The sequence below is a fragment of the Rathayibacter sp. AY1G1 genome, assembly GCF_002932095.1.
In the GTDB taxonomy this organism is placed as follows: Bacteria; Actinomycetota; Actinomycetes; order Actinomycetales; family Microbacteriaceae; genus Rathayibacter.
In genome coordinates this window covers 1-23052 of record NZ_PSUZ01000037.1, presented here as the reverse complement: position 1 = coordinate 23052, position 23052 = coordinate 1, and the positions used below count along the sequence as shown (strand labels likewise).

The following is a 23052-nucleotide window of genomic DNA, read 5'->3' as shown; positions in this document are numbered from 1 at the left end:
AGCACTACAACGGGCTCCCCGTGCGCCCCGAGAACCGGGCGGCGATCGAGGCGGCGGCCGCCGAGGTCGGCTTCCGCGTCAACGGCTTCGCTCGAGGCCTGCGCTCGCGGCGCTCCCGCACGGTCGGAGTGCTGCTGCCCGCCCTCGACAACGAGTTCCACCTCTCGATCATCGCGGGCCTCGAGCGGGCCCTGCGCGGAGAGGGCATCGGCGTGCTGGTCGGCGTGAGCCGCCCCGAGCCGGGAGCCGCGGTCGACCTGCTGCTCGAGAAGATGGTCGACGGGATCGTGGCGGTGCCGTCCGCGGGCGACGTCGACGCGCTGCGCCGCGCCTCCGAGCAGGGCACCCCCGTGGTGGCCGTCGACTGGATCGACGACGCACTGGTCACCGATCGCGTCGCGCTCGACAACGCGGGCGCCGGCGCCTCCGCCGCCCGCCACCTCCTCGACCACGGCCACCGCTCGATCGCGGTGCTCGGCGGGGAGGACGGAGTGTCCTCCACCCGGGAGCGGACCGCCGGCTTCCTCGCCGCCCTGGCCGAGCGCGGCGTGCACCCCGCCGCCGACGCCGTGGTGCGCGGCCCGCTGACGGTCGAGAGCGGGGTCGCCGCCGTCGAGCGGATCCTCGCCCTGAGCCCCCGGCCGACCGCCCTGTTCGCGAGCAACCGCGAGCTGACGGTCGGCGCCCTGATCGCCCTCGGCGACTCCGGGCTGCGCGTGCCGACGGACCTCTCCGTCGTCGGCTTCGACAACGTCGAGCTGGCCCGCGTGGTCCGCCCGCACCTGACCACGATCGCCCAGCCGACGGAGGCGATCGCCGCCGAGGCCGCCGCCCTCGTCCGCCTCCGCCTCGACTCCGGGGCGGAGCAGCCCGGCCCCCAGGAGCGGAGGCTCCCCGGCCGCCTGCTCGCCGGCTCGTCCGTCGCCCACCTCCACGACCTCTAGGAGCTCCTCTTGCTGACCACGACCCTCCTCCACCCCGAGATCCTGCACGCGCTCGCCCGCGCGGGCCACGGCTCCCGCGTCCTCATCGCCGACGGCAACTACCCCGTCGGCACCACGCTCGGACCGAACTCCGCCCTGGTGCACCTGAACCTCCGGCCCGACATGCTGACCGTCGACGAGATCCTCGACGCCCTTCTCTCGGCGATCGTCGTCGAGGAGGCGACGGTCATGACCCCCGCGCCCGGGATCGACGTCCCCGCGCAGGACGCCTTCCGCCGGTCCCTCGACGGCGTCCCCTTCACCTCGCTCGAGCGGCACGCCTTCTACGCCGAGGCGCGCACGCCCGACGTCGCGCTCACCATCGCCTCGGGCGACCGCCGCATCTACGCGAACCTCATCCTCACGATCGGCGTGCGCCCGGCCGACGCGTCCTGAGCGGGCGGGCGGGGCGTCGCCCCGCCCGACCCACTCCCTGAGAGTCCACGAGGCGTTCTCACGGCCGGCATCCCTACTCTGGTCGGCGTGGATCTCGACACCCTCCTCAACATCGGCCTCGTCGTGCTGTTCGTCCTCCTCGGAGGCGTCTTCGCGGGCACCGAGATGGCCATCGTCAGCCTCCGCGAGAGCCAGGTCCGCGCGATCGAGGCCGGCAGCGAGCGCGGCCGGCGCATCGCCGAGCTCGTCCGCAATCCCAACACGTTCCTCTCCGCGGTCCAGATCGGTGTCACGCTCGCCGGCTTCTTCTCCTCGGCGTACGGCGCCTCGACCATCGCGCCCGACCTCGTGCCTCCGCTGCAGTCGCTCGGCCTCTCGGCCTCCGCCGCCTCGACCGTCGCCCTGATCCTGATGACCCTCGTCATCGCGTACCTCTCCCTGGTGCTGGGCGAGCTGGTCCCCAAGCGCCTGGCGATGCAGAAGTCCGTCGCGTTCACCAAGGCCCTCGCGCCCCCGCTCAACGCCCTGGCGCGCCTGATGCGCCCCGTGATCTGGCTGCTGTCCGTCTCGACCGACGCCGTCGTCCGCCTCCTCGGCGCCGACCCGCGCGAGAAGGGCGAGAGCGTCTCGGCCGACGAGGTGCGCGACATGATCTCCAGCAACACCGAGATCCACGAGGACAGCCGCCGGCTGCTCACCGACATCTTCCGCGCGGACGACCGCCGCGTCGCCGAGGTGATGCGCCCGCGCCCGGACGTCGACTTCCTCCGCGGCGCGCTCAGCGTGGCCGAGGGCTACGCGGCGGTCCTCGACCAGCCGCACTCGCGCTACCCGGTGGTCGGCGACGACTTCGACGACGTGCTCGGCTTCGTCCACGTGCGCGACCTGATGTCCGCGTTCCCGGAGGCGGGCCGCGCCGGCACCGCGAGCAGCGTCGCCGACATCACCCGCCCGATCCTCGCGGTCCCCGGTACGACGAAGGTGCTCGCGGCCCTGCGCACCATGCGGCAGGACGGCCACCAGATCGCCGTCGTCATCGACGAGTACGGAGGGACCGACGGCATCATCACGCTGGAGGACCTGCTCGAGGAGCTCGTCGGCGAGATCTACGACGAGTACGACGGCGCCCGCCAGGCGGTCGACGCGAAGGCGGCCGAGCAGCTGCACGACGTCGACGGCGGGATGATCCTCGAGGACCTGGCGGAGCAGCTGGGCATCGAGCTGCCCGAGGGTCCGTACGAGACGGTCGGCGGGTTCGTCCTCGACCGGATCGGCCGTGTGGCCGTCGTGGGCGACTCCGTGCTCGTCGGCGACCACCTGCTCCGCGTGGCCGAGACGGACCGCTACCGCATCTCGCGGCTGACCCTCGTGCCGCAGCCCGCATCGGAGCCGAGCCCGCCGACGGCGCCCGCCGTCTGACGGGCGACCGGCCGCGCCTAGGGCAGAGGGCCCTCCACCCAGCGCGTGGCGGCGCGGCCGCGGGCTCCGGGCTGCGCGATCCACAGTCCGCCGGCGTGCGGATGACGCGCCCGCTCGTCCGCCGAGAGGTCGCGCGAGGCGGAGGTGACGACCGCGATGTCCAGGTCCTCCCCCGCGAAGGCGATGCTGGAGGAGTGCGGGGCGTCGATCCTGATGCCCTCGCCCTCGACCGGGCTGCCGTCGGCCTCGAACACGCGGACGCCGCTCCCGCCCCAGACCGCGACCCACACGCGGCCGTCGGCGTCCACGGTCAGTCCGTCGGCGAACACGCCCTCCTCGAGCTCGACGAAGGGCTCGCGCGGGCCGTGCTCGGCGTCCGCGTAGGAGCGGCGGTGGATCACGCCCGACTCGGTGTCGGCCGAGTACAGCACGGAGCCGTCCGGCGAGAAGCCGAGTCCGTTCGAGAGCCGCAGGTCGTCGTCGAGCACGGTGACGGATCCGTCGTGCTCGATGCGCAGCAGGACGTCGTCGCCCGCCGACTCGCCGAGGGTCAGCGAGCCGACCAGGAGGCGCCCCTGCGGGTCGATCGTGCCGTCGTTGAAGCGGTGCCCCTCCGGCAGCAGCTCGGAGCCGCGCGTGAGGGAGCCGTCGACCTCCAGGATCGCGAGCCGTCGGGTCAGCGCGACGAGCGTCCGCCCGTCGCCCAGGGGCAGCGCGGCGCCGACCTGCTCGCCGACGTCGGTGCGCGAGATCGCTCCGATCCCCTCCGCGGTGACGGGGGCGGACAGGACCGCGCCGGCCTCGATGTCGACCCAGGTGAGGCGGGCGGTGTCCGGATCCCAGACGGGCCCCTCGCTGAGGACGTAGGTGGGGGTGCCCGCGGGCGTCGCGTCGATCATGCCTCCACGCTAGGCCGAGGAGGCGGGCGGTGTCAGGCCCCGCGGGACGGATCCGGGCTCGCGTCCACCGCGCCTCGCTCCGGATCCGTACCGATGAGCTCCGCGCCGCGCTCCGCCCCCGGGTGGGCACCGGTCCCCGGAATACACCCGCTCGGCGGTCCGTGACAAGGGGTGAATAGCCCGGCGATATGGAGCCGCCCGCGGGTCTAGTGTCGTCTCGCCGCGCTCGGGACAGCGTTCCTCCGCAACGACGCCGGGGCGACAGGAAGGCGCTCGCCATGTCGACATCCACCAGTCCGCGCGGCCCGGTCCGGAGCCTCGTGCCCGCCCGCATCGACAGGCTCCCCTGGACCCGCTTCCACTGGTCGATCGTCGTCGGCCTCGGCTTCTCGTGGGTGCTCGACGGCCTCGAGATCCAGATCGTCGCCTCCGCCGGCTTCGCGAAGGAGTTCGGGCTCTCGGCCTTCGAGGTCGGCCTGCTCGGCACGATCTACCTGTGCGGCCAGATCGCGGGCGCCCTGATCTTCGGGCGGCTGAGCGACAAGCTCGGGCGGCGCAAGCTGTTCATCCTGACGCTCGTCATCTACCTGGTCGCCAGCGGCCTGGCGGGACTCGCGCCGAACTACGTCTTCCTCGCCGTGTTCCGCTTCTTCGCGGGCATGGGGATCGGCGGCGAGTACGCGGCGATCAACTCCGCGATCGACGAGCTCATCCCCTCCAAGTACCGCGGCCGCGTCGACATCGCGATCAACGGCACCTACTGGGGCGGCGCGGCTCTGGGCTCCGCGGCCAACCTGTTCTTCCTGAACGACGCGCTCTTCGCCGAGAACGTCGGCTGGCGCCTCGGCTTCTTCCTCGGCCCGATCCTCGGACTGGCGATCATCTACCTCCGCCGCCACATCCCCGAGAGCCCGCGCTGGCTGATGACGCACGGCCGCGAGGAGGAGGCGGAGCGCACCGTCGACGAGATCGAGCGCCGAGTGGAGGCGGAGGGCGGCGTGCTCGAGCCTGTCGACGACGCGAAGGCGATCACCGTGAAGGCGACGGAGAGCATCCCGTTCCGCACCATCGCCCGGGTGCTGCTGCGGCAGTACCCGAAGCGGACGCTGGTGGGCGCGACGATGATGATCACCCAGTCGTTCCTCTACAACGCGATCTTCTTCACCTACGCTCTGGTGCTCGAGAACTTCTACGGAGTCGAGCAGAGCGCGATCTCGTACTTCTTCTTCCCGTTCGCGATCGGCAACCTCGTCGGGCCGCTGGTGCTCGGCCACCTGTTCGACGTGTGGGGCCGGCGGAAGATGATCTTCCTCACCTACGGCGTCTCGGGAGCGGTCCTGGCCGTCTCGGCGGTCCTCTTCAGCATGGACGTCCTGACCGCGACGACGCAGACGATCCTCTGGTGCGTGTCGTTCTTCTTCGCCTCCGCCGGAGCCTCGAGCGCCTACCTCACCGTGAGCGAGATCTTCCCGCTCGAGCTGCGCAGCCAGGCGATCTCGTACTTCTTCACCCTCGGCCAGATCGCCGGAGCGGTCGCCCCCGCCCTCTACGGCGCCCTGATCGGCGACGGCAGCGACCGCGGTCCGCTGACGATCGGCTACTTCGTCGGCGCCGCCGTGATGATCCTCGGCGGCGTGATCGCCCTGATCTTCGGCGTCGACGCCGAGCGCCGCAGCCTCGAGAGCATCACCGAGCCTCTGTCGACCGTGAAGTCCTGAGGGCGGATCGCCGCGAGGCCGGGAGCCGTCCTGAGGCGTCTCGGGGCCGACGTCTCGGAGCCGGCGCGGGCCGCCGTCAGTGGGCCGGGCGGTAGCCGGTCCGGTCGTCGGGGGTGATCGAGCGGAGGACGCGGGCGGGGACGCCGGCCGCGATGGTGAGCGGAGGAACGTCGCGGGTGACGACGCTGCCCGAGCCGATCACGGCCCCGTCGCCGATGGTGACGCCCTGGTTGATCGTGACGCCGCCGCCGATCCAGACGCCGTCGCCGACGACGACCGGCTTCGCGGTGCAGGCGCCGGCGGCGCGCTCGGCCGGGTCGAGGGCGTGGTTCGACGTGTAGATCGAGACGCGCGGGCCGAACAGCACGTCGTCGCCGATCGTGATGGGGGCGCCGTCGAGCAGGATGCAGTCGAAGTTCGCGTAGAAGCGGTCGCCGATCGTGATGTTGAACCCGAACTCGCACCGGAACGTCGGCTCGAGGTGCGCGTCCGCGCCCACCGAGGCGACGAGCTCGCGGAGCAGAGCCTCCCGCTCGACCGGGGGACGCCCGAAGCTCGCGTTGTACGCGTTCGAGGCGAGGACCGCCCGCTCGCGCGCGGCGACCAGCTCGGGGGTCATGTCGTCGTACACGGCGCCGGTCAGGATGTGCGCGCGCTGGTCCTCGAGGGTCATCGTCGTCCGTTCGTCGGTGTCGGCGCCCCGACGGGTGCCCGCGCCCACGCTACGGGGCCGCCGCGCGCCGGGACGCCGCCTCCTCCGCCGACGCACCGCTCCTGCAGCGGTGTCTCGATGACGGAGCGGCGTCTCGGCGGCATCCTGCAGCAGGAGCGGCACCTCGGCGCCGCCACGCCCCGGCCGCGCAGCAGGCGTCAGCCCACGTGCACGCCAGGCCGGCGGTCGCGGCGGGACTCCGCGCGGCGGAGGACCTCGCGGGTGACGGGGGCGACCTCGCCGGTGCCGGTGATGAGGAAGCGGAACATGTTCGAGATGGGGCCGCCCTCGGTCCACTCGAAGTAGACGTCCGGGATCACGCCGGTGAGGTCGCGGATCTCGAGCAGCACCGTGGCGATGGTGTTCGGGATGTTGCCGCTGGTCACCGTCAGCACGCGGAAGCCGTGGCAGACGCGGCCCTGCACGACCAGGTCCTCCTCGAAGTCGGAGGAGTCGGTGGTGTGCACCTCGAGGAAGAGCACCGGGCCGCGCATCGGCAGGTTGCTGTCGCGCTGCTCCTCCGCCAGCTTGTCCCGGTACTCCGCCTCGGAGCCGTCGTCGGGCTCGTTCGCGAGGATGCGGATCACGCCGTAGTCGTCGGCGTCCGTGGTGAGGAAGTCGATCGCGGCGGCGTCGAACACCACGGAGGTGGCGCGCAGCTGGAACGAGCGGTGCACGCGCGAGACGAGCGAGACCGCGAGGATGCCGACGATGAAGACCGCCGCGATCCTCACGCCGTCGGGCCTCTCGACCACGTTCACGACCGTCGTGTAGACGAAGACCAGCGCGATGACCGCGAAGCCCACGGCGCGCTTGCGCTGCTTCCTGCGCTTCGCCGAGAGGAACACGGCGACGGACGCGGAGGTGATCAGCACCAGCACGCCGGTCGCGTAGGCCCCGCCCTGCGCGTCGACGTCGGCGCGGAAGAGGATCGTGATGACGAAGGCGACGACGGTGAAGACCAGCACGAGCGGACGGACGGCGCCGGCCCACTGCGGCGCCATGCCGTAGCGGGGCAGGTAGCGCGGGACGATGTTGAGCAGGCCGGCCAGCGCGGAGGCGCCCGCGAACCAGAGGATGCAGATCGTCGCGACGTCGTAGACCGTGCCGAAGCCCTCGCCGAGGTACTCGTGCGCGAGGTAGGCCAGCGCGCGGCCGTTGGCCTCGCCGCCCGGCTGGAACTGCGCCTGCGGGATGAGCAGCGTGGTGACGAAGCTCGAGGTGATGAGGAACGCCGACATCGTGACGGCGGCGGTGATGAGCAGCCGCTTCGCCCCGCGGATGCGGCCGACGGGGGCGTCCTCGGTGTCGCCCGCGTCGCCGCGGATCTGCGGCATGACAGCGACCCCGGTCTCGAAGCCGGAGAGCCCGAGCGCGAGCTTGGGGAACACGATGAGCGCGATGCCGACCATGACCAGCGGATTCCCGTGCTGGGTCGTGAGCGCCGACCACCAGTCGCCGATGACGACGGGGTTCTCGGCCACGTGCCCGATCGCCACGGCGATCACGATCGCGTTGAGCAGGAGGAACACGGCCACGAGCACGACCGCGATCGAGATGGCCTCGCGGAACCCGCGCAGGAACACGATCCCCAGCAGGGCGATCAGCCCCAGCGTGAGCGGCACCTCCGCCCCGTGGAACCAGGCGGGGGCGAACGGGTTCTCGACCGCGTGCGCCGTCGCGTCGGCCGCCGAGAGCGTGATCGTGATCATGAAGTCGGTGGCCGCGAACCCCAGCAGCACGAGCACGAAGAGCTTGCCGCCCCACCAGGGCAGCAGGCGCTCGAGCATCGCGATCGACCCCTCGCCGCGGAAGCTCTCGCGGGCCACGCGGCGGTAGACGGGGAGCGCGCCGAGGAGCGTCAGCACCACCAGGACGATCGTCGCGAGCGGAGAGACGAGGCCCGCGGCGAGCGCCGCGATCGCCGGCTGGTAGCCGAGGGTGGAGAAGTAGTCGACGCCCGTGAGGCACATGACGCGCCACCACGAGTGCGTCCTGCCGGTGGCCGCGTGGGGGCCGGGGTGCGCTCCGGAGTCGTCGCGGAGGCCCTCGAGGAGCCACGCCTTCACCCCGCCCGCGCGCGCGGAGGAGAGGGGGGAGGGTTCGAGGGCGTCGGGGTCGCCACGGACGACGGAAGAGGTCACTGGATGTTTCTACTCGCCGTGAGGAGCGCGCCCGCCCGGAATGAGCGGATCCTCACGCTTTCCTCACGGGTAATCGGCTGGGGAGGGACGTCGACGCGCGATCCCGCGTCGTGAGGGGGTCGTGAGGGCATCGTGAGCGTCGCGCGAGCGGACCGTGCGGATCGGCCCGGTGCGCGTCCGCGTTCCGTCAGGATCCCCTCGCACCCGCCGTCGCAGGCCGACGATGTCGCTCGTGCACCTGCTCCTCCGCCTCCTCGACGCCGGCCCCCGCTGGGGCCGCCACACCGTCGGTGCGAGCCGGTACGGCGTCGTCCGGAGCGAGCTCGTCGTCTTCGCGCCCGGCACCTCCGCCGAGGAGCGGAGGCGCCTCCGCCTGCACGCGGCCGGTCCGCAGCTGGTCGTGGCCGTGACGGCCGCCGGCGCCGTCGGGACGCTCGCGCTCGACCGGCTGCCGCTCCTCCTGCTGGCCGCGCTCGCCCTGCCGACCGCGTCGCTCCTGCTCCTCTCGGCCCGCTCGACCCGCCGCCTCCGCCGGGCCTGCGCCCGTCGGCTCGTGATCGCGGACGTCGACTCCCCCGCCGTCGCCGAGCAGGCGGCGATCGCTGCCGCGCTGCGGCGGGCCGACAGGCTGCTCGACGCCGGCGTCCTCACTCCGCTCGAGCACGAGGAGGTGTGGGCCTGCGCCCACGACCGGGTCGCGGGCCGCGTGGCTGACCGCCGCTCCCAGCCCCGGGCGGGAGGATCGGGGACGTCCGCCACCGATGGGAGCCCCTCATGACTACACCGCGCCGCGCACTGATCCTCGTCGACGTGCAGCAGGAGTACTTCAGCGGTCCGCTCGAGATCCAGTACCCGCCGCACGCGCAGTCGCTGCCGAGGATCGCCGCCGCCCTCGACTCCGCCGCCGCCGCGGGCCTCCCGATCGCCGTCGTCCAGCACAGCGCGGGCGAGGGAGCGCCGATCTTCGACCCGTCGGGTCCGTCCTTCGCGCTGCACCCGGAGATCGAGAAGCGCCGCTCGGACTCGTGGAAGAACGTCACGAAGCGGTTCGGCACGGTCTTCGCGGGGACCGACCTGCTCGACTGGCTCCGCGAGCACGACGTCGACACGATCACCCTCGTCGGCTACATGACCAACAACTGCATCCTCGCCTCGGCCGCCGAGGCCGAGACGCACGGGCTCCGCGCCGAGGTCCTCTCGGACGCGACGGGCGCGATCGCGATCGCGAACGACGCGGGCTCGATCGACGCGCACTCCCTGCACACCACGCTGATGGCGCTGCTCAACTCGAACTTCGCCGCCGTCGCCCCGACCACCGTCTGGATCTCGGCGCTCAAGGGCGAGTACACGCTCCCGATGAGCAGCCTGCCCGAGTCGGCGACGGCGGGCGCCGCTCGCTGACGGGCACTCCTCCGGACGGATCGGCCGGCTCTACTCTCGGTGCATGGCCCTTCTGCACCGTGCGACGATCACCCCCGGGAAGCTCGAGATCGTGGAGGCATGGGCGCCGACGCAGCCCTGGTGCGAGGGCGGCGGATTCACGCTGCTCGGCGCCTACCGGTTCGACGACCCCGATGGCGAGGTGGGAGTGGAGACGCTGATCGTCCAGTCGACCGGGCAGCCGCCGCTCCAGGTGCCGCTGACCTACCGCGGCTCGCCTCTCGCCGGCGGTGACGCGCATCTCCTCGCGACCGTCGAGCACACCGTCCTCGGTCGTCGCTGGGTCTACGACGGTGCCGGCGACCCCGTCGCGATCGCCGCCTTCGCCACGGCGATCCGCACCGGCGCCCGGGAGGTCGAGCAGCATTTCGAGGAGGACGGGCAGCGCATCGTCCGCCCGCCGACCGCGACGGTGCAGGGCAGCGGATCAGGCGTCGGAGCGTCCGGGCCGCCGTCGACGGTGCTCGTCCGCAGCGACGCACGGACCACCACGACCTCGGCCGACGGTCTGACTCTCGTCCTCGCGCGGGTCCTCGCGCCGCCGTTCCTCGAGGGCGAGGAGCGGCTGACCGGCAGGTGGAGCGAGGCGCTCCCCGTCACCCTCGCCGTCCTGGCCTGAACCGGCTCCGGTGGTCCGCCGCCCCCCGTCGCCCGGGTCGTGGGCGACGGACGGCGGCGCGCTCCGGGAGGACCCGCTCAGTGGCCGCGCAGTGCCGCGACGGTCCGAGTGGGACTAGTCGTTCAGGTGCGCGATGGCGTAGTCGGCCTCGTCGCTCGTGAACTGCTCCCCGTACTCGCTGGTCAGCTGGTCGCGGATGGCCTCGGGCGCCATCGCCATCTGGGCCTGGTAGTCCTTGGCCTTCGCCAGCGCGTTGGCGTTCCAGTCGGCGGAGACGGTATCCACCGCGTACTGCGCGGCCTCGGGCGAGAACTGCTCCCCGTACTCGGAGGTGAGCTGGCCGTACAGGCCCGCCTTGCTCATGTGGAGCATCTCGGAGTAGCTCTGCGCCTTGATGAGTGCCGAGGCGAACTCGGGCGAGACCTGCGCAGCAGCCGCCGTCTCGACAGGCGCCGGGGCAGGGGCGACCGTCTCGACGGGTGCGGGCTCCGCCGTCTCGACGGGTGCGGGCTCCGCCGTCTCGACGACCTCCGCCTCCTCCGTGGCCGGCACGACGGGAGCGGTCGTGGGCTCGGACGACTCGACGATCACGGCCGCCGGGCGGTCGCTCGAGGCGGAGTTCACGGCGGCTCCGAAGCCGATCGTCGTCAGGAGCGAGGCGAGGACGGCCAGACCGCCGAGGACGACGCCGGTGATCGACATCGCCTTCGACTGACCGCGGCGGAGGGCGAGGATGCCCAGGATGACGGCGGCGATCCCGACGAGTGCTCCGAAGACCGGCACGAGGCCGACGAGGAACGCGACGATGCCGACGACGAGTGCGGCGATGGCGAGGCCGGTCGGGCCGGTCGCGCGGGGGCGGGGAGGGAGGGTCGCCGTGCCGTAGGCGGGGCCTGCGGCGGGTTGGTCGGGGGACGAGGGCGGGGTGTTCTCCGGCGGGAGAGGTGTGCTCATCGCGCGAGTATCGCAGAGCGGCGACGGCCTGCCGCGACGTCGAGACGTCCCGTCTCAACACGTCCCTCCCCCTCCCGCGGGATGCCGTTCGGGCACGCCGGACACAGCGCGTCGCGGACCGGAACGGCATCTCGCGGAGGGAGGGAGGACGGTGCGCCTCAGCGCAGCGACTCGAGCACGGCCTCCAGCTCGTCGACGGCGAAGTCGATCTCGGCAGCGGTGACCACGAGCGGCGGCGCCAGGCGGATCGTCGAGCCGTGCGTGTCCTTGGCCAGCACCCCGCGGGCCATCAGGGCCTCGCAGACGGCGCGGCCCGAGGCGAGCCGCGGGTCGATGTCGATGCCGGCCCAGAGTCCGGCGCCGCGGACGGCGACTACTCCCCGGCCGATCAGCGCCTCGAGGCGCGCGTGCAGCTGGGCGCCGCGCTCGCGGGCGAGGGCCTGGTACTCGCCGGTCGCGAGCATCTCGACGACTGCGAGGCCGACGGCCGCGGCGAGCGGGTTGCCGCCGAAGGTGGAGCCGTGCTGGCCCGGCTGCAGGACGCCGAGCACGTCGGCGTCCGCGACCACGGCCGAGACGGGGACGATGCCGCCGCCGAGCGCCTTGCCGAGCAGGTAGACGTCGGGGACGACTCCGACCAGGTCGCAGGCGAAGGTGGCGCCGGTGCGGCCGAGGCCGGACTGGATCTCATCCGCGATGAAGAGGACGTTGCGGCGCGCGGTGATCTCGCGGACGGCCGGGAGGTAGTCGGCCGGCGGCACGACGATGCCCGCCTCGCCCTGGATCGGCTCGATCAGCACCGCCACGGTGTCGTCGTCGATCGCGGCCTCGAGGGCTTCCGCGTCGCCGAACGGGACCGTGCGGAATCCGGGCGTGAACGGAGCGAAGCCGTCGCGCGCCTCCGCGTCGTCGCTGAACGAGATGATCGTGGTCGTGCGACCGTGGAAGTTGCCCGCCGCGACGATGATGTTCGCCCGGCCCGGAGCGACGCCCTTGACCCGGTAGCCCCAGGCGCGGGCGACCTTGATGCCCGACTCGACCGCCTCCGCGCCCGTGTTCATCGGCAGGACCATGTCCTTGCCGGCGAGCGCGGCGAGCGCCGTGACGAACGGGCCGAGGCGGTCGTTGTGGAACGCGCGGCTGGTCAGGGTGACGCGGCCGAGCTGCTCGCGGGCCGCCTCCAGCAGCACCGGGTGCGAGTGGCCGAAGTTCACGGCGGAGTAGGCGGCGAGGCAGTCGAGGTAGCGGACGCCCTCGACGTCGGTGATCCAGGCGCCGTCGCCGGTGGCCGCGACGACGGGCAGCGGGTGGTAGTTGTGGGCGGCGTGCTCCTCCTCCGCGGCGATGAGGGCGGCGGAGCGGGCGGTGTCGGTGTCGGTGATGCTCATGTCGTTCCTCCTGAGGGGACGATCGACTCTCCAGGAGTCGTCGCACTCGGCGTCGAGTGCGACGGATCGTGGACAGTGGAGGGTGGGTCGGCGCTGCTGGTCGCCGACCACGGGGAGTGGGTCAGCGGCGCAGCTCGAGCGTGCAGCACTTCACGCCGCCGCCGCCGAGCAGCAGCTCGGACAGGTCGACGCCGATCGGGTTGTAGCCGCGCTCGCGCAGCTGGCGCTCGAAGCCCGTCGCACGGGACGCGATGACGACGTTGAGGCCGTCGGAGAAGGAGTTCAGCCCGAGCACGGACGCGTCCTCCTCCGAGACGAGGATCGCGTCGGGGTAGAGCTCGCGGAGGGTGCGGTTGCCCTCCTCGCTGAACGCGCTCGGAAGGTAGGCGATGTTCGTGTCGTCGAGCACGGCGATCGCGGTGTCGAGGTGGTAGAACGACGGGTTCACGAGCTCGAGCGTGACGACCTCGCGGCCGAAGACGCGGGCGACCTCGGCGTGCGAGTCGGAGGCGGAGCGGAAGCCCGTGCCGGCGAGGATCCGCTCGCCGACGAGGAGGAAGTCGCCCTCGCCCTCGTTGACCTCCTCGGGGACGCGGACGTCGAAGCCGGCCGAGCGGAACCAGTCCATGTACGCCGGGCCCTCGGGCTGGCGCTCGGGGTAGGTGAAGGAGGCACCGTAGGCGATGCCGTCGATCACGAATCCGCCGTTGGCTGCGTAGACCATGTCCGGCAGTCCGGCCTCGGGCTCGATCAGCTCGATCGTGAAGCCGAGGTCGGCGTAGGTGTCGTGGAGGGTCTGCCACTGCCGGACGGCGAGGGAGGTGTCGGTGGGGACCTGCGGGTCCATCCACGGATTGATGCGGTAGACGACGGTGAAGTGCTCGGGACGGCACATCAGGATCGTCTTCGCGACGGGGGTTCGGGCGGGTGCCTCGGCGAGCACGGCGGTATCGGTCATTCGAGTCCTCCTGCGAAAGGATGCGGATGAGCGGACCGGGTCCAGTGGCTCCGTGCCCCGCGCATGACGCAGCGGGATGGAGCACGCTCGCGCCCAGTCTTGCACGCGCCGATCGTGCGGTTCTCGCCGCGGGGCGCACGGAACGCGCGTGAACGGTGGGTGCAGCGCGGGAAAACGCCGCGGTTCTCGCGCGGGGCGCTGTGCTGCCGCCGCGGCTCCTCTTTCTCACCCTGAGGCACGGGTTTTCGGAGGGACGACTGAACGCCTCTCAGTGAGAAGGCCTTATCCCTCACTCTTGTCATCGCGCTGATGACATCTGTGAAATTCGCCGAATTCTGCCCTGAATGGGGGACTTAGTGCAGCGATAAGCGGCATGGGACGATCCCTCCGGCCCGACAGTCGTCGGCCTTCTCGCTCCGACGAATCCGGATGCCCTCCTCCATGCGAACGAAGACCCTCAGCGTCTCCCTTTTCCTCGCCCTGCTCCTCTCCCTCTTCGTCGCGACCCCGGCCCAGGCCGCGGGCTCGCCGGCTGCGCCGACGAACGTCGTCGCCGTGCAGGACGGATGCTCAGACGCCGTCACAGTCTCGTGGAGCGCCCCCCAGCCAGCGGTCGCGGGCTATCGAGTCCATGTCTTTCAAAAGTCGTACTGGTACCCCGGTTATATCTTCTACGAAGCCGTCACGCTGGCATCCGTCGAGGTGAGGAACGGCACCTCGACCACCGTTGCTGTACCGCACATCACCGATTCGATCGGCGTCGAGGTCGTCAGCGTGTCCGACCTTTCGGTCCCACCCACCGGCGGCTCAGAGAACGAGCAGTTTCAGCCTTCAGATACGCAGAGCACCGCAGCATCCGCGGATGTTCACCGCCAGTCAGGCGCTCCCGGCCCCGTGGACCTCACCGTGACGGTCGACCCCTCGACCGAGGTCGCGTCTGCACGATGGAAGGCCCCGACCCGCAACGGGCAGCCCTGCAATTTCGACGAGTACCACGCCCGCAGTGAGCTGATCTTCGCTCCGGACGAGGACGACGCGGGTTACCCGGGTTACGACGACGTCTACACGAGCGATACCACCAGTGCGGATTTCAGTCTCGAGCAGGGAGCCTTTTACGAGTTCTGCATTTGGTCGGCATCGACTACTTATGGAGCGAAGAATCGTCGCACTTTCACCGACTCTCTCAAGACGTGCGCCGGTTTCAGCACCGACTTCTCCATGCCGTCGGCACCGGAACAGGTCCATGCTGAATCCTCGGGCAGCTCCATCACTGTGTCGTGGAGCGAGCCGTCCAACGGCGGCGGCAGTCCCGTCACCGGCTACCGAGTGGCCCGCGACGGCACCGATGCCGCAGGTGGCGGCCCCTGGTCGACCGTCGTCTCCGCTGATCGCCGCTCGCAGACGTTCACGAACCTCCGCCCGAACACCTCGTACACCTTCACGGTGAGGGCGATCAACGAGATCGGTGCGGGCGAGACCGCGTCCGTCACCCGCACCGCCGACGCCTACTTCGCCCCCTCCGTTCCCACGCGCGTCGCCGGCACCACGAACGACAGCGTGCGATCCGCGACGATCTCCTGGGCGCCTCCGGAGTCGGCCGGCAACCCGGCGATCACCGGCTACCGCGTCTCGCGCAACGGCGTCGACAACGCGGGCGCCGGTCCGTGGTCGACGACGGTCGCCGCCACCGCCCGCTCCTTCACGTTCACGCACCTGGCGGCGGGCGCCACCTACACGATGAGCGTCAGCGCGATCAACGCCGGAGGCGACAGCGGGGCGGCATCGACCGTCGTGCGCATCGGCGGCACCGCCCTCACCGCCGCGACGCCGACCGTCACCGGCACCGCCGCGGTCGGCTCGACGCTCACGGCGAGCGCCGGCACCTGGGGTCCCTCCCCCGTGGCACTCGCGTACCAGTGGCGCGCGAACGGCACCGCGATCAGCGGGGCGACCGGCACCACGTACCGTCCGGTCGCGGGCGACGCGGGCAGGGTGATCACCGTCGCCGTCACGGGCTCGAAGTCGGGCTACGTCTCGACCACGCGGGTCTCCTCCGGGACCGCTGCCGTGACCGGCGGCGCGATCACCGCCGCGACGCCGACCATCAGCGGCACGGCGAAGGTCGGCTCGACCCTCACCGCGAAGCCCGGCACCTGGGGTCCCTCCCCCGTCGCCCTCGCCTACCAGTGGAAGGCGAACGGCACCGCTCTGAGCGGGGCGACGTCCGCGACGTACACGCCGACCGGCGCCACTCTCGGCAAGACGATCACCGTGACGGTCACGGGGTCGAAGTCCGGATTCACCGCTGTGACGAAGACCTCCGCGAAGACGAGCGCCGTGGTGGCGGGCACCCTCTCCGCCGCGACCCCGACGATCACCGGCACCGCGAAGGTCGGCTCCACCCTGACCGCCAAGCCGGGCACGTGGGGTCCCTCGCCGGTGGCCCTCACCTACCAGTGGAAGGCGAACGGCACCGCGATCTCCGGGGCGACCTCCGCCACCTACAAGCCGACCAGCGCCACGGTGGGGAAGAAGATCACGGTGACCGTCACCGGCAAGAAGGCCGACTACACAACGGCGACGCGCACCTCCGCCGCCACCGCAGCGGTCGTCAAGTAGGGGATCCGACCCGGGTCGCCGGGGGAGCCTGCTCGCGCGGACTCCTCCGGTGGCCCCGGGAATCCACCACCACCGTCCCCCGGACGGGGGCCCATCCCGCCGACACCCGCCCTCGCCCGGAGGCGGGCGGCGGCTAGCATTCAGACACCGTGTCCGCCGCGGCCTCCCGCGGATCCTGCCGAAAGGCCCGCCGTGCCCGCACGCCCCCTCGCCGCGATCGGCGTCTCCGCTCTCCTGCTGGCCGGCCTCGCCGCCGGTCCGGCCGTCGCCGCCCCCGATCTCCCGGGCGCGAGCGCCGCGCAGGAGGCGGCCGCCGAGGTCGTCCTGTCCGGCACCATCGCGCTCCGCGACGCCGATGAGGAGCACCCCGCCCCCGAGAACCCGTACTTCTACGTCCAGGTCGAGGACGCCGAAGGGGACGTGGTCGCCCAGGCGAACACGGGCGCGGACTTCTCCCTCCCCGTTCCCGGCGGCGAGCCCCTCACCGTCCGCGCGAACCTGATCGGCAGCGACGACTGGTACCCGACCTGGTTCGGCGACACCCCGGTCGCCGAGGCCGCGAGGACGACCCGGGGGACCGACGAGTCCGTCGCCATCTCCCTCCTGCGCAGCGCCGAGCTGTCCGGATCGGTCACCGCCGACGCGGTCCCGGGCGTCTCCTCCCCCTCCTTCGACGTGCAGGCCTGGTGGGTCGACGGAGGGACGTACTCGCTGCTCGACACCGTCCCCGTCACCGGAGCCCCCGGCGCCGCCCGCGCGTGGGACACGGGCGACCTCGCCCTGCCCGCCGGCGACTACCTCCTGCGCCTCGTGGAGCCGGGGTACCCCGCCTACGACGACCAGTACTTCTCGCGCCTGGCCCGCCTCGACGAGCGCGCGGTCGTCTCCGTGCCGCCGGGCGGCCGCAGCGGCATCGACTTCTTCCCGTCCGCCTACTCCTCCGACGTCGCCCGCCTCGCCGGGACCGACCGGTACGCGACCGCCGTCGCGGTGACCGCCTCCGGATTCGCCGACGGCGCCCCCGTCGTCTACCTCGCCAGCGGAGCGAACTGGCCGGACGCGCTGAGCGCCGGCCCCGCCGCCGCGAAGCAGGGCGGCGCCCTCCTGCTCACCGACCCGAGCGTCCTGCCCGCCGTGGTGGCGGCCGAGCTGCGCCGCCTCGCCCCGCAGCGGATCGTCGTGGTCGGCAGCGCCCTCTCCGTGAGCGAGTCGGTGCTCCAGCAGGTGAAGGCCCTCGGGATCCCGACCGAGCGCATCGAGGGCGTCGACCGCTACGACACCTCACGCCGGATCGTCGAGGACGCCTTCCCGGACGGCAGCTACGAGAACGTCTTCGTCGCGACCGGCACCAACTTCCCGGACGCCCTCTCGGTCGCGCCGATCGCCGGCCGCCGCGCCGAGCCCGTCCTCCTCGTCGACGGCGCCCGCTCGCGCCTCGACCAGCCGACCCGTGACACCCTCGCCGGACTCGACCCCTCCTCCGTGCAGCTGCTCGGCGGTGCGCCGTCGATCTCGACCGCCGTCGAGGCAGACCTGCGCGCCGCGAAGATCGCCGGCACCGTGTCGCGCATCGCCGGGACGGACCGCCACGACACCAGCCGACGCCTCAACGACGTCTTCCCGCCGTCCGAGCTGGGCGACACCGTCTACCTCGCGACCGCCACCGGCTTCGCCGACGCGCTGGCCGTCGGCCCGGTCGCCGCGAAGCAGGGCGCCCCGCTCTACCTCAGCGAGCCGACCTGCCTGCCGCGCAGCACCCGTGTGAAGATGCAGGGCCACGACCTCGATCAGGTGCTGCTCCTCGGCAGCCCCCTGACCCTGTCGGCGCAGGTGCGCTCGCTGTCCGCCTGCTGAGACCCGAGACGCACCGCACGAGCCCTGGAGATCCATGAGCGCCACCGCCGACCGTCCCCTCCTCGTCGGCATCGAGACCGGGGGCACGAAGGTCGTCGCGGCGGTCGCCGACGCCGCTGATCCCGAGCGGATCCTCGCGACGACGACCCTGCCGACCCGCGGGCCCGCCGAGACTCTCGCCGATCTGGCCGGCTTCGTCAGCGGCCACGGAGTCGACGGCACCGTCGCCGCGGTCGGCGTCGCCTCCTTCGGCCCGCTCGACATCGACCCCGGCTCGCCGACCTACGGGCACCTCACCTCCACGCCGAAGCTCGGCTGGGAGGGCACCGACGTCCTCGGCCCGATCGGCGCGGCCGCACCGGGCGCCCGGCTCGCGCTGGTCACCGACGTCAACGGAGCCGCCCTGGGCGAGGCCCGCTGGGGCGCCGGGGCCGGAGTCGACGACTTCGTCTACCTGACCGTCGGCACCGGAGTCGGCGGCGGCGTGATCGCGGGCGGACGGCTCCTCGCCGGCAGCGGCTGGCCCGAGGTCGCGCACCTGCTGCCCCGCCGCCACCCCGAGGACGGCTTCGCCGGCACCTGCCCGTTCCACGGCGACTGCCTCGAGGGCCTGGTCGCCGGTCCCGCGATCTCGGCGCGCTGGGGCGTCGACGGCTCCCGCCTCGGCACCGAGGAGGCGGCCGCGAACCTCCGCTTCAGCTCCTACTACCTCGCGCAGCTGGTCACGACGCTCGCCTACGTCGCGGGCGTGCGGCTCGCGGTCGTCGGCGGAGGCGTGTCGAAGACGCCGGGGCTCGTCCCCGCGGTCGAGACCGAGGTCGAGCGGCTGATGGGCGCGCCCGGAGCGACGGGGACGGGCGGCGGGCGGATCCGCATCGTGCGCCCGGCCCTCGGCGACGAGTCCGGGGTGCGCGGGGCGATCTCGCTGGCGGAGTCCCTGCTCGCCTGAGCTCTACCCTCGTCCCATGAGCGACCGACCCGTCGACCCCTCCGCCCCCGACTCCGGTCGCGACGAGACGGTGGAGGAGCGATCCGACCGCAACTGGAACGAGATCCTGCAGGAGCTGCGGGTCGTGCAGACCGGCACGCAGATCCTGGGCGGCTTCCTGCTGACGGTGTGCTTCCAGCAGCGCTTCGCCGACCTCGCGCCGCCCGACGTGGCGCTCTACCTCGTGCTCGTCCTGCTCGCCGCGTGCGTCACGATCCTGGCGCTGGCGCCCGTCATCGCCCACCGGCTGCTGTTCCAGCGGCGGAGGAAGGCCGAGCTGGTGCGGTTCGGCAACCGGGTGGTCACGGTGTGCCTCGCGGCGGGATCGCTGCTGTTCGTCGGAGTCGTGGGCTTCGTGTTCGACGTCGTGCTGGGCGGGCCGGCGGGCCTCTGGGCGGGCGGAGGCGTGCTGCTGCTGCTCGCCGTGGTCTGGGCGACCGCGCCGGTCCTCCTGCGGAGGCGCTGAGGGCGGTGGAGTCTGCCCGCCCCTCCCCCGCGAGTCAACGGGGTACCCGGGTCCGCCGCGCTCTTCCTACCGTGGCCGCGAGGCGCGCACCGCGCCGACGCGAGAGGAGCACCATGACCGACCGGACCGAGCAGCCGCAGGAGAACCCGCAGAACCACGACCACGTCGACGACGCGGGCGTCGACAAGCCCTCGCAGGCCGAGGGCGACGACACCGAGGGATCGGCCGGCTGATCGCCGCCTCGATCCCCGTCCTCCCCGCGATCGACAGCAGCGCGGCCGTCCTCGCCGACGGCTACCTCTTCGGGACGCGGCGCTTCGACGACGTGGGCTCGGACGCGTTCCGCACCCGGATCCTCGGACGGCCCGTGATCATGGCGCGCGGCATCGAGGCGGCGCGCTTCTTCTACGAGGGCGGGCGCTTCGACCGCGAGGGCGCGCTGCCCGGCTCCGTGCTGCACCTCCTGCAGGACGAGGGCAGCGTGCAGACCCTCGAGGACGAGCCGCACCGGAGGCGGAAGCGCATGTTCCTGGATCTGGTGGAGACGCCCGAGCAGCGGTCGAGGCTGGTCTCGGCCTTCGCGCGGGAGTGGCAGGCGTCCGCCGCCCGGCTGACGGGCGAGCGGGTCCGCCTCCAGGACGTCGCCGCGGAGGTCCTGGGCCGCGCGGTCCTGTCGTGGGCCGGCATCGAGGCCGACGAGGAGGAGGTGCTGCGGCGCACGGACGAGCTCCGGGCGATGATCGACAACGCCGGGCGCTTCGGCCCGCCCAACTGGGCCGCGCGGCTCCGCCGCCGCTCGACCGAGCGATGGGCGCGCGGCCTGATCGAGGCGAGCCGGACGGCCGGACCCTCCCCGACTCCCCTGCACCGGATCGCGCACGAGAAGGAGGACGGCGGCCTCCTGCCCGTCGAGGTCGCCGCGGTGGAGCTGATCAACGTGCTGCGGCCCACGGTCGCGGTGGGGCGCTTCGTGGTGCTGGCGGCGCTCGCGCTGCACCGGCATCCGGAGTGGCGCGAGCGGCTCGCCGACCAGGAGGAGCGCGTCGCGTTCGCGAACGAGGTGCGGCGCTTCTACCCGTTCTTCCCGATGGTCGGAGGAAGGGCCCGCCGGGAGCTGGACTTCCGCGGCGAGACGCTTCCCGCGGGGCAGTGGATGCTGCTCGACCTCTACGCGACGGACCACGGCTCGCACTGGGAGGCGCCGGGCCGCTTCGATCCGGAGCGGTTCCGGTCGCCGGTCGACCGCAACGGCTTCATCGCCCAGGGCGGCGGGCACTACGGAGGCGACCACCGGTGCCCGGGCGAGCCGGCGACCGTCGACCTGCTGTCCGCGGCGCTGGAGCTCCTGGCCGCGGGGCACCCGTACGACGTCGAGGACGGGCAGGATCTGCGCGTGAGCCTGCAGAGCTTCCCGACCGGGCCGGAGGACGGCTTCGTGGTGAGGTTCCGCTAGGGGCGGGCGGGCCCGGCTCGCGGCCTCGGCGGGCGGCCTCGGTCGGCGGCCTCCGCGGGGGCGGTCCTCCTCCACAGGCCGCGGTTCCGCGCGCTCTCCCCGGATCCGCTCGGGCACTCCCCGCCCGCCTCGCCCGACGAGCACGCTCGGGGGATGCAGAAGCCGAGTCAGTCCTCCGGAGCGTCGAGCTCCTCGAGCGCCCGCAGCGCCTCGCGGGCGCGCTCGAGCCGATCGGCCTCGGGCTCGTCCCACCATGCCGGTCCGCGCTCGCCCAGCCCGTGCTTGGCGAGCCCGACCCTCCTGCGCGCCAGCGCCTCCGCCTCCGCGTCCTCGTGCATCCTGGCCGAGCGCACTCCCGAGCGCCCGCGCCCGAGGTGCGAGGTGAGGACGGCGACCACGTCCTCCGGCAGCGAGGGGTCGGTGCGCCGCCATCGGCGGCCCGTCACCACGAGCCAGCGCTCGTCGTCCTCGTCGCTCACCCCGTCACCGCCGCCTCGGGTCGAGCCGGTCACCGGTGCTCGTGAGGTCCACCTGATCCGGCAGGAGGAGCGCCTCGATGCGCCCCGCGGCGGAGAGCCGCAGCAGGTCGTCGACGAGGGCGCGCGAGCCGCCGATCAGCGTCGAGTCGAAGTCGACCTCGCTCGCGAGGTACCAGGCCCGGTCCTCCGGCCAGAGCGCGAGCGGAGTCTGCACGACGAGCCCGGAGGCGTCGGCGAAGCCCGCCGCACGCGCCCACGCGGTGTCCTCGAGCACCCTGACGTCGAGCGAGAGCAGAGGCCCCTCCCGCCCCGGCAGCTCGACCGTCGCCGCGGCGGCGGTCTCGGGGTGCTCCCAGCCGGTCGGCCGGGTGTCGCTCATCCACTCGGGCAGCTCCTCCGAGGCGTCCGAGCGGGAGATCAGGATCCGCGACCCGCCGCTCAGCACGCCGAACCCCTCCCAGAACACGGCGAGGCAGTCGTCGGGGGTGCTCGTGTGCTCCGCGAGCACGGCGGCGACGGCCGCGAGCTCGTCGAGCGGGAGCACTCCGAGGCGGGGCTCCGGGTACTCGTCGGGATGCTCGCCGGTGAGCGAGTACCACTGCGCGAGCGGATGCAGGAGCGTCCCCTCCCGCTCGGCGACCTCGCGCCAGCGCCGGGGCGGGTCGTCGGAGGGGTGCAGGATCCGCACGGCCGCCTCGAACAGCGGAGGGACGATCCCCTCGAAGCGCCCGAACGCGCCGAGAGCGCGCAGCATCGGCTCCGCCCGCCCAGCGTCCCGCTCGGCGCGCAGGGGCGCGTCCTGGGGTGTCGGCTCGACCATCGGCCCAGGCTAGCGCTGGACGGTCGCTCCGCTCAGGGCGGAGAGGGCCCGCTGCGGCCCCGTCTCGCGGGCGAGGCCCTCGGCGAGCGCCGTCAGCCGTTCCCGGGCGGGAGCGTCGAGTGCGAGCATCCGCCGCGCAGCCTCCGCGAGCTCTCCCGCGGATGCGGCGTTGGGGTCGAGCACGGCGGCGAACCCGGCGTCCTCGAGCGCGGCCGCCCCCGCGAACTGGTCCGTCGAGAACGGCAGGACGACGAGCGGCACGCCCGCGGTCATCGCCTCCGTGACGCTGTTGTTGCCGCCGTGGCTGACCGCGAGCACGGCCCGGCGCAGGAGCGCGACCTGCGGCAGGAAGCCGCGGACCAGCCAGCCCTCGGGGATCTCGCCCAGAGCCGAGCGCTCGGTCGCGCCGGAGGCGAGAGCCACCCGGACGGGCCTGCGCCCGACCTCGACGCCGGCCAGGGCCTCGACGACCCGGGCGAGCACGTCGTCGCGCACCGAGAGGAAGCTGCCGAAGCTCACGTAGACGACCGGATCCTCGGACGCGGCGAGCCACTCCTCGACCTCCGCGTCGTCGGGCTCCTCGCGGACTGCGGAGCCGAGGAACGCGTGCGGCGGCAGCTGAGCGGTGCGGGCCGAGTCGTGGAGCTCGCCCGGGTAGTTGAGCAGCAGGACGTCGCCGCTCTCGGCGAAGGCGTCGGCGCTGGGCGCCGCCCCGGGGTCGAGGGTGGTGAGGGCGGCGTTCC

21 protein-coding genes are annotated in these 23052 nt (G+C 72.9%); 12 read left to right on the top strand and 9 right to left on the bottom strand.

What is annotated here, in order from left to right; genetic code table 11:
• From C5C36_RS16085 to C5C36_RS16075, 3 genes are all read left to right on the top strand, one after another.
• Nucleotides 1–944 (top strand): LacI family DNA-binding transcriptional regulator (locus C5C36_RS16085; RefSeq protein WP_219814913.1); only part of this gene is annotated, 944 nt, incomplete at its 5' end.
• A gap of 9 nt (nucleotides 945–953) precedes the next feature.
• On the top strand, nucleotides 954–1379 hold the full coding sequence (locus C5C36_RS16080) for an RbsD/FucU family protein (RefSeq protein WP_104225080.1): 426 nt from the start codon (nucleotides 954–956) through the stop codon (nucleotides 1377–1379).
• An 87-nt stretch (nucleotides 1380–1466) separates the two neighbouring features.
• Entirely contained in the window at nucleotides 1467–2798 is a 1332-nt protein-coding gene (locus C5C36_RS16075; protein ID WP_104233863.1) for a hemolysin family protein, read from the top strand.
• Nucleotides 2799–2815: 17 nt separating this feature from the next.
• Here the strand turns inward: C5C36_RS16075 and C5C36_RS16070 are convergent, their stop codons facing one another.
• Nucleotides 2816–3697, bottom strand: a complete 882-nt coding sequence (locus C5C36_RS16070) for an SMP-30/gluconolactonase/LRE family protein (RefSeq protein WP_104239634.1) — start codon at nucleotides 3695–3697, stop codon at nucleotides 2816–2818.
• Nucleotides 3698–3975: 278 nt separating this feature from the next.
• Here C5C36_RS16070 and C5C36_RS16065 point away from each other — a divergent pair, with 278 nt between their 5' ends.
• Nucleotides 3976–5415 carry an MFS transporter gene (locus C5C36_RS16065; protein WP_104225083.1) on the top strand — a complete coding sequence of 480 codons (1440 nt, stop codon included), beginning with the start codon at nucleotides 3976–3978 and terminating at the stop codon, nucleotides 5413–5415.
• A gap of 76 nt (nucleotides 5416–5491) precedes the next feature.
• On the opposite strand, the gene C5C36_RS16060 is transcribed toward C5C36_RS16065, so the two are convergent.
• Together C5C36_RS16060 and C5C36_RS16055 are read right to left on the bottom strand one after the other, a co-directional pair.
• Nucleotides 5492–6088 (bottom strand): sugar O-acetyltransferase, encoded by a 597-nt coding sequence (locus C5C36_RS16060; protein WP_104248278.1) that lies wholly within the window; start codon nucleotides 6086–6088, stop codon nucleotides 5492–5494.
• Nucleotides 6089–6285: 197 nt separating this feature from the next.
• Nucleotides 6286–8271: an amino acid permease gene (locus tag C5C36_RS16055; protein WP_374953119.1), complete on the bottom strand. Its 1986-nt coding sequence runs from the start codon at nucleotides 8269–8271 to the stop codon at nucleotides 6286–6288.
• 223 nt (nucleotides 8272–8494) lie between these two features.
• Here C5C36_RS16055 and C5C36_RS16050 point away from each other — a divergent pair, with 223 nt between their 5' ends.
• The 3 genes from C5C36_RS16050 to C5C36_RS16040 are packed head-to-tail and all read left to right on the top strand — an operon-like array spanning nucleotide 8495 to nucleotide 10330.
• Complete coding sequence (locus tag C5C36_RS16050) at nucleotides 8495–9049, top strand: DUF6611 family protein (RefSeq protein WP_104263112.1); 555 nt, start codon at nucleotides 8495–8497, stop codon at nucleotides 9047–9049.
• On the top strand, nucleotides 9046–9672 hold the full coding sequence (locus C5C36_RS16045) for an isochorismatase family protein (RefSeq protein WP_104256665.1): 627 nt from the start codon (nucleotides 9046–9048) through the stop codon (nucleotides 9670–9672). Before C5C36_RS16050 ends, C5C36_RS16045 begins: the two co-directional genes overlap by 4 nt.
• Nucleotides 9673–9715: 43 nt before the next feature.
• The gene (locus tag C5C36_RS16040) at nucleotides 9716–10330 is read left to right on the top strand and encodes a hypothetical protein (protein ID WP_104263111.1); all 615 of its coding nucleotides are present in this window, start codon (nucleotides 9716–9718) and stop codon (nucleotides 10328–10330) included.
• A gap of 114 nt (nucleotides 10331–10444) precedes the next feature.
• Here C5C36_RS16040 and C5C36_RS16035 read toward each other — a convergent pair whose 3' ends face one another.
• The 3 genes from C5C36_RS16035 to ddaH form a co-directional block, all read right to left on the bottom strand.
• Nucleotides 10445–11284 (bottom strand): Ltp family lipoprotein, encoded by an 840-nt coding sequence (locus C5C36_RS16035; protein ID WP_104263110.1) that lies wholly within the window; start codon nucleotides 11282–11284, stop codon nucleotides 10445–10447.
• A gap of 158 nt (nucleotides 11285–11442) precedes the next feature.
• Complete coding sequence (gene rocD / locus C5C36_RS16030) at nucleotides 11443–12672, bottom strand: ornithine--oxo-acid transaminase (protein WP_181133842.1); 1230 nt, start codon at nucleotides 12670–12672, stop codon at nucleotides 11443–11445.
• Between the two features lie 121 nt (nucleotides 12673–12793).
• The gene (gene ddaH / locus C5C36_RS16025; RefSeq protein WP_104260862.1) at nucleotides 12794–13630 is read right to left on the bottom strand and encodes a dimethylargininase; all 837 of its coding nucleotides are present in this window, start codon (nucleotides 13628–13630) and stop codon (nucleotides 12794–12796) included.
• Nucleotides 13631–14071: 441 nt separating this feature from the next.
• On the opposite strand from ddaH, the gene C5C36_RS16020 reads away from it, so the two are divergent.
• From C5C36_RS16020 to C5C36_RS16000, 5 genes are all read left to right on the top strand, one after another.
• On the top strand, nucleotides 14072–16249 hold the full coding sequence (locus tag C5C36_RS16020; protein ID WP_181133841.1) for a fibronectin type III domain-containing protein: 2178 nt from the start codon (nucleotides 14072–14074) through the stop codon (nucleotides 16247–16249).
• A gap of 192 nt (nucleotides 16250–16441) precedes the next feature.
• A complete protein-coding gene (locus tag C5C36_RS16015; RefSeq protein WP_104273211.1) occupies nucleotides 16442–18103 on the top strand; it encodes a cell wall-binding repeat-containing protein in 1662 nt (553 codons plus the stop codon).
• A gap of 34 nt (nucleotides 18104–18137) precedes the next feature.
• Nucleotides 18138–19052, top strand: a complete 915-nt coding sequence (locus tag C5C36_RS16010; RefSeq protein ID WP_104310028.1) for an ROK family protein — start codon at nucleotides 18138–18140, stop codon at nucleotides 19050–19052.
• 16 nt (nucleotides 19053–19068) lie between these two features.
• Nucleotides 19069–19557, top strand: coding sequence for a DUF6328 family protein (locus C5C36_RS16005; protein WP_104310027.1), 489 nt, complete (start codon nucleotides 19069–19071; stop codon nucleotides 19555–19557).
• A 325-nt stretch (nucleotides 19558–19882) separates the two neighbouring features.
• Nucleotides 19883–21010 (top strand): cytochrome P450, encoded by a 1128-nt coding sequence (locus C5C36_RS16000; RefSeq protein ID WP_219814912.1) that lies wholly within the window; start codon nucleotides 19883–19885, stop codon nucleotides 21008–21010.
• A 167-nt stretch (nucleotides 21011–21177) separates the two neighbouring features.
• Here the strand turns inward: C5C36_RS16000 and C5C36_RS15995 are convergent, their stop codons facing one another.
• The 3 genes from C5C36_RS15995 to C5C36_RS15985 form a co-directional block, all read right to left on the bottom strand.
• Nucleotides 21178–21489 carry a biopolymer transporter Tol gene (locus C5C36_RS15995; protein ID WP_104310031.1) on the bottom strand — a complete coding sequence of 104 codons (312 nt, stop codon included), beginning with the start codon at nucleotides 21487–21489 and terminating at the stop codon, nucleotides 21178–21180.
• 4 nt (nucleotides 21490–21493) lie between these two features.
• The gene (locus C5C36_RS15990; protein WP_104310025.1) at nucleotides 21494–22309 is read right to left on the bottom strand and encodes a hypothetical protein; all 816 of its coding nucleotides are present in this window, start codon (nucleotides 22307–22309) and stop codon (nucleotides 21494–21496) included.
• 9 nt (nucleotides 22310–22318) lie between these two features.
• Nucleotides 22319–23052, bottom strand: a 734-nt coding sequence (locus tag C5C36_RS15985) for a glycosyltransferase (RefSeq protein WP_308470910.1), incomplete at its 5' end; no start/stop codon positions are given.

Excerpts from the sequence above, each read along its gene's own strand:
- C5C36_RS16005 (WP_104310027.1), top strand. The coding sequence starts at position 19,069 with ATGAGCGACCGACCCGTCGACCCCTCCGCCCCCGACTCCGGTCGCGAC.
- C5C36_RS16040 (WP_104263111.1), top strand. The coding sequence starts at position 9,716 with ATGGCCCTTCTGCACCGTGCGACGATCACCCCCGGGAAGCTCGAGATC.
- C5C36_RS16065 (WP_104225083.1), top strand. The coding sequence starts at position 3,976 with ATGTCGACATCCACCAGTCCGCGCGGCCCGGTCCGGAGCCTCGTGCCC.
- ddaH (WP_104260862.1), bottom strand. The coding sequence starts at position 13,630 with ATGACCGATACCGCCGTGCTCGCCGAGGCACCCGCCCGAACCCCCGTC.
- rocD (WP_181133842.1), bottom strand. The coding sequence starts at position 12,672 with ATGAGCATCACCGACACCGACACCGCCCGCTCCGCCGCCCTCATCGCC.
- C5C36_RS16060 (WP_104248278.1), bottom strand. The coding sequence starts at position 6,088 with ATGACCCTCGAGGACCAGCGCGCGCACATCCTGACCGGCGCCGTGTAC.
- C5C36_RS16070 (WP_104239634.1), bottom strand. The coding sequence starts at position 3,697 with ATGATCGACGCGACGCCCGCGGGCACCCCCACCTACGTCCTCAGCGAG.
- C5C36_RS16050 (WP_104263112.1), top strand. The coding sequence starts at position 8,495 with ATGTCGCTCGTGCACCTGCTCCTCCGCCTCCTCGACGCCGGCCCCCGC.
- C5C36_RS16010 (WP_104310028.1), top strand. The coding sequence starts at position 18,138 with ATGAGCGCCACCGCCGACCGTCCCCTCCTCGTCGGCATCGAGACCGGG.
- C5C36_RS16020 (WP_181133841.1), top strand. The coding sequence starts at position 14,072 with ATGCGAACGAAGACCCTCAGCGTCTCCCTTTTCCTCGCCCTGCTCCTC.
- C5C36_RS15990 (WP_104310025.1), bottom strand. The coding sequence starts at position 22,309 with ATGGTCGAGCCGACACCCCAGGACGCGCCCCTGCGCGCCGAGCGGGAC.
- C5C36_RS16035 (WP_104263110.1), bottom strand. The coding sequence starts at position 11,284 with ATGAGCACACCTCTCCCGCCGGAGAACACCCCGCCCTCGTCCCCCGAC.
- C5C36_RS16045 (WP_104256665.1), top strand. The coding sequence starts at position 9,046 with ATGACTACACCGCGCCGCGCACTGATCCTCGTCGACGTGCAGCAGGAG.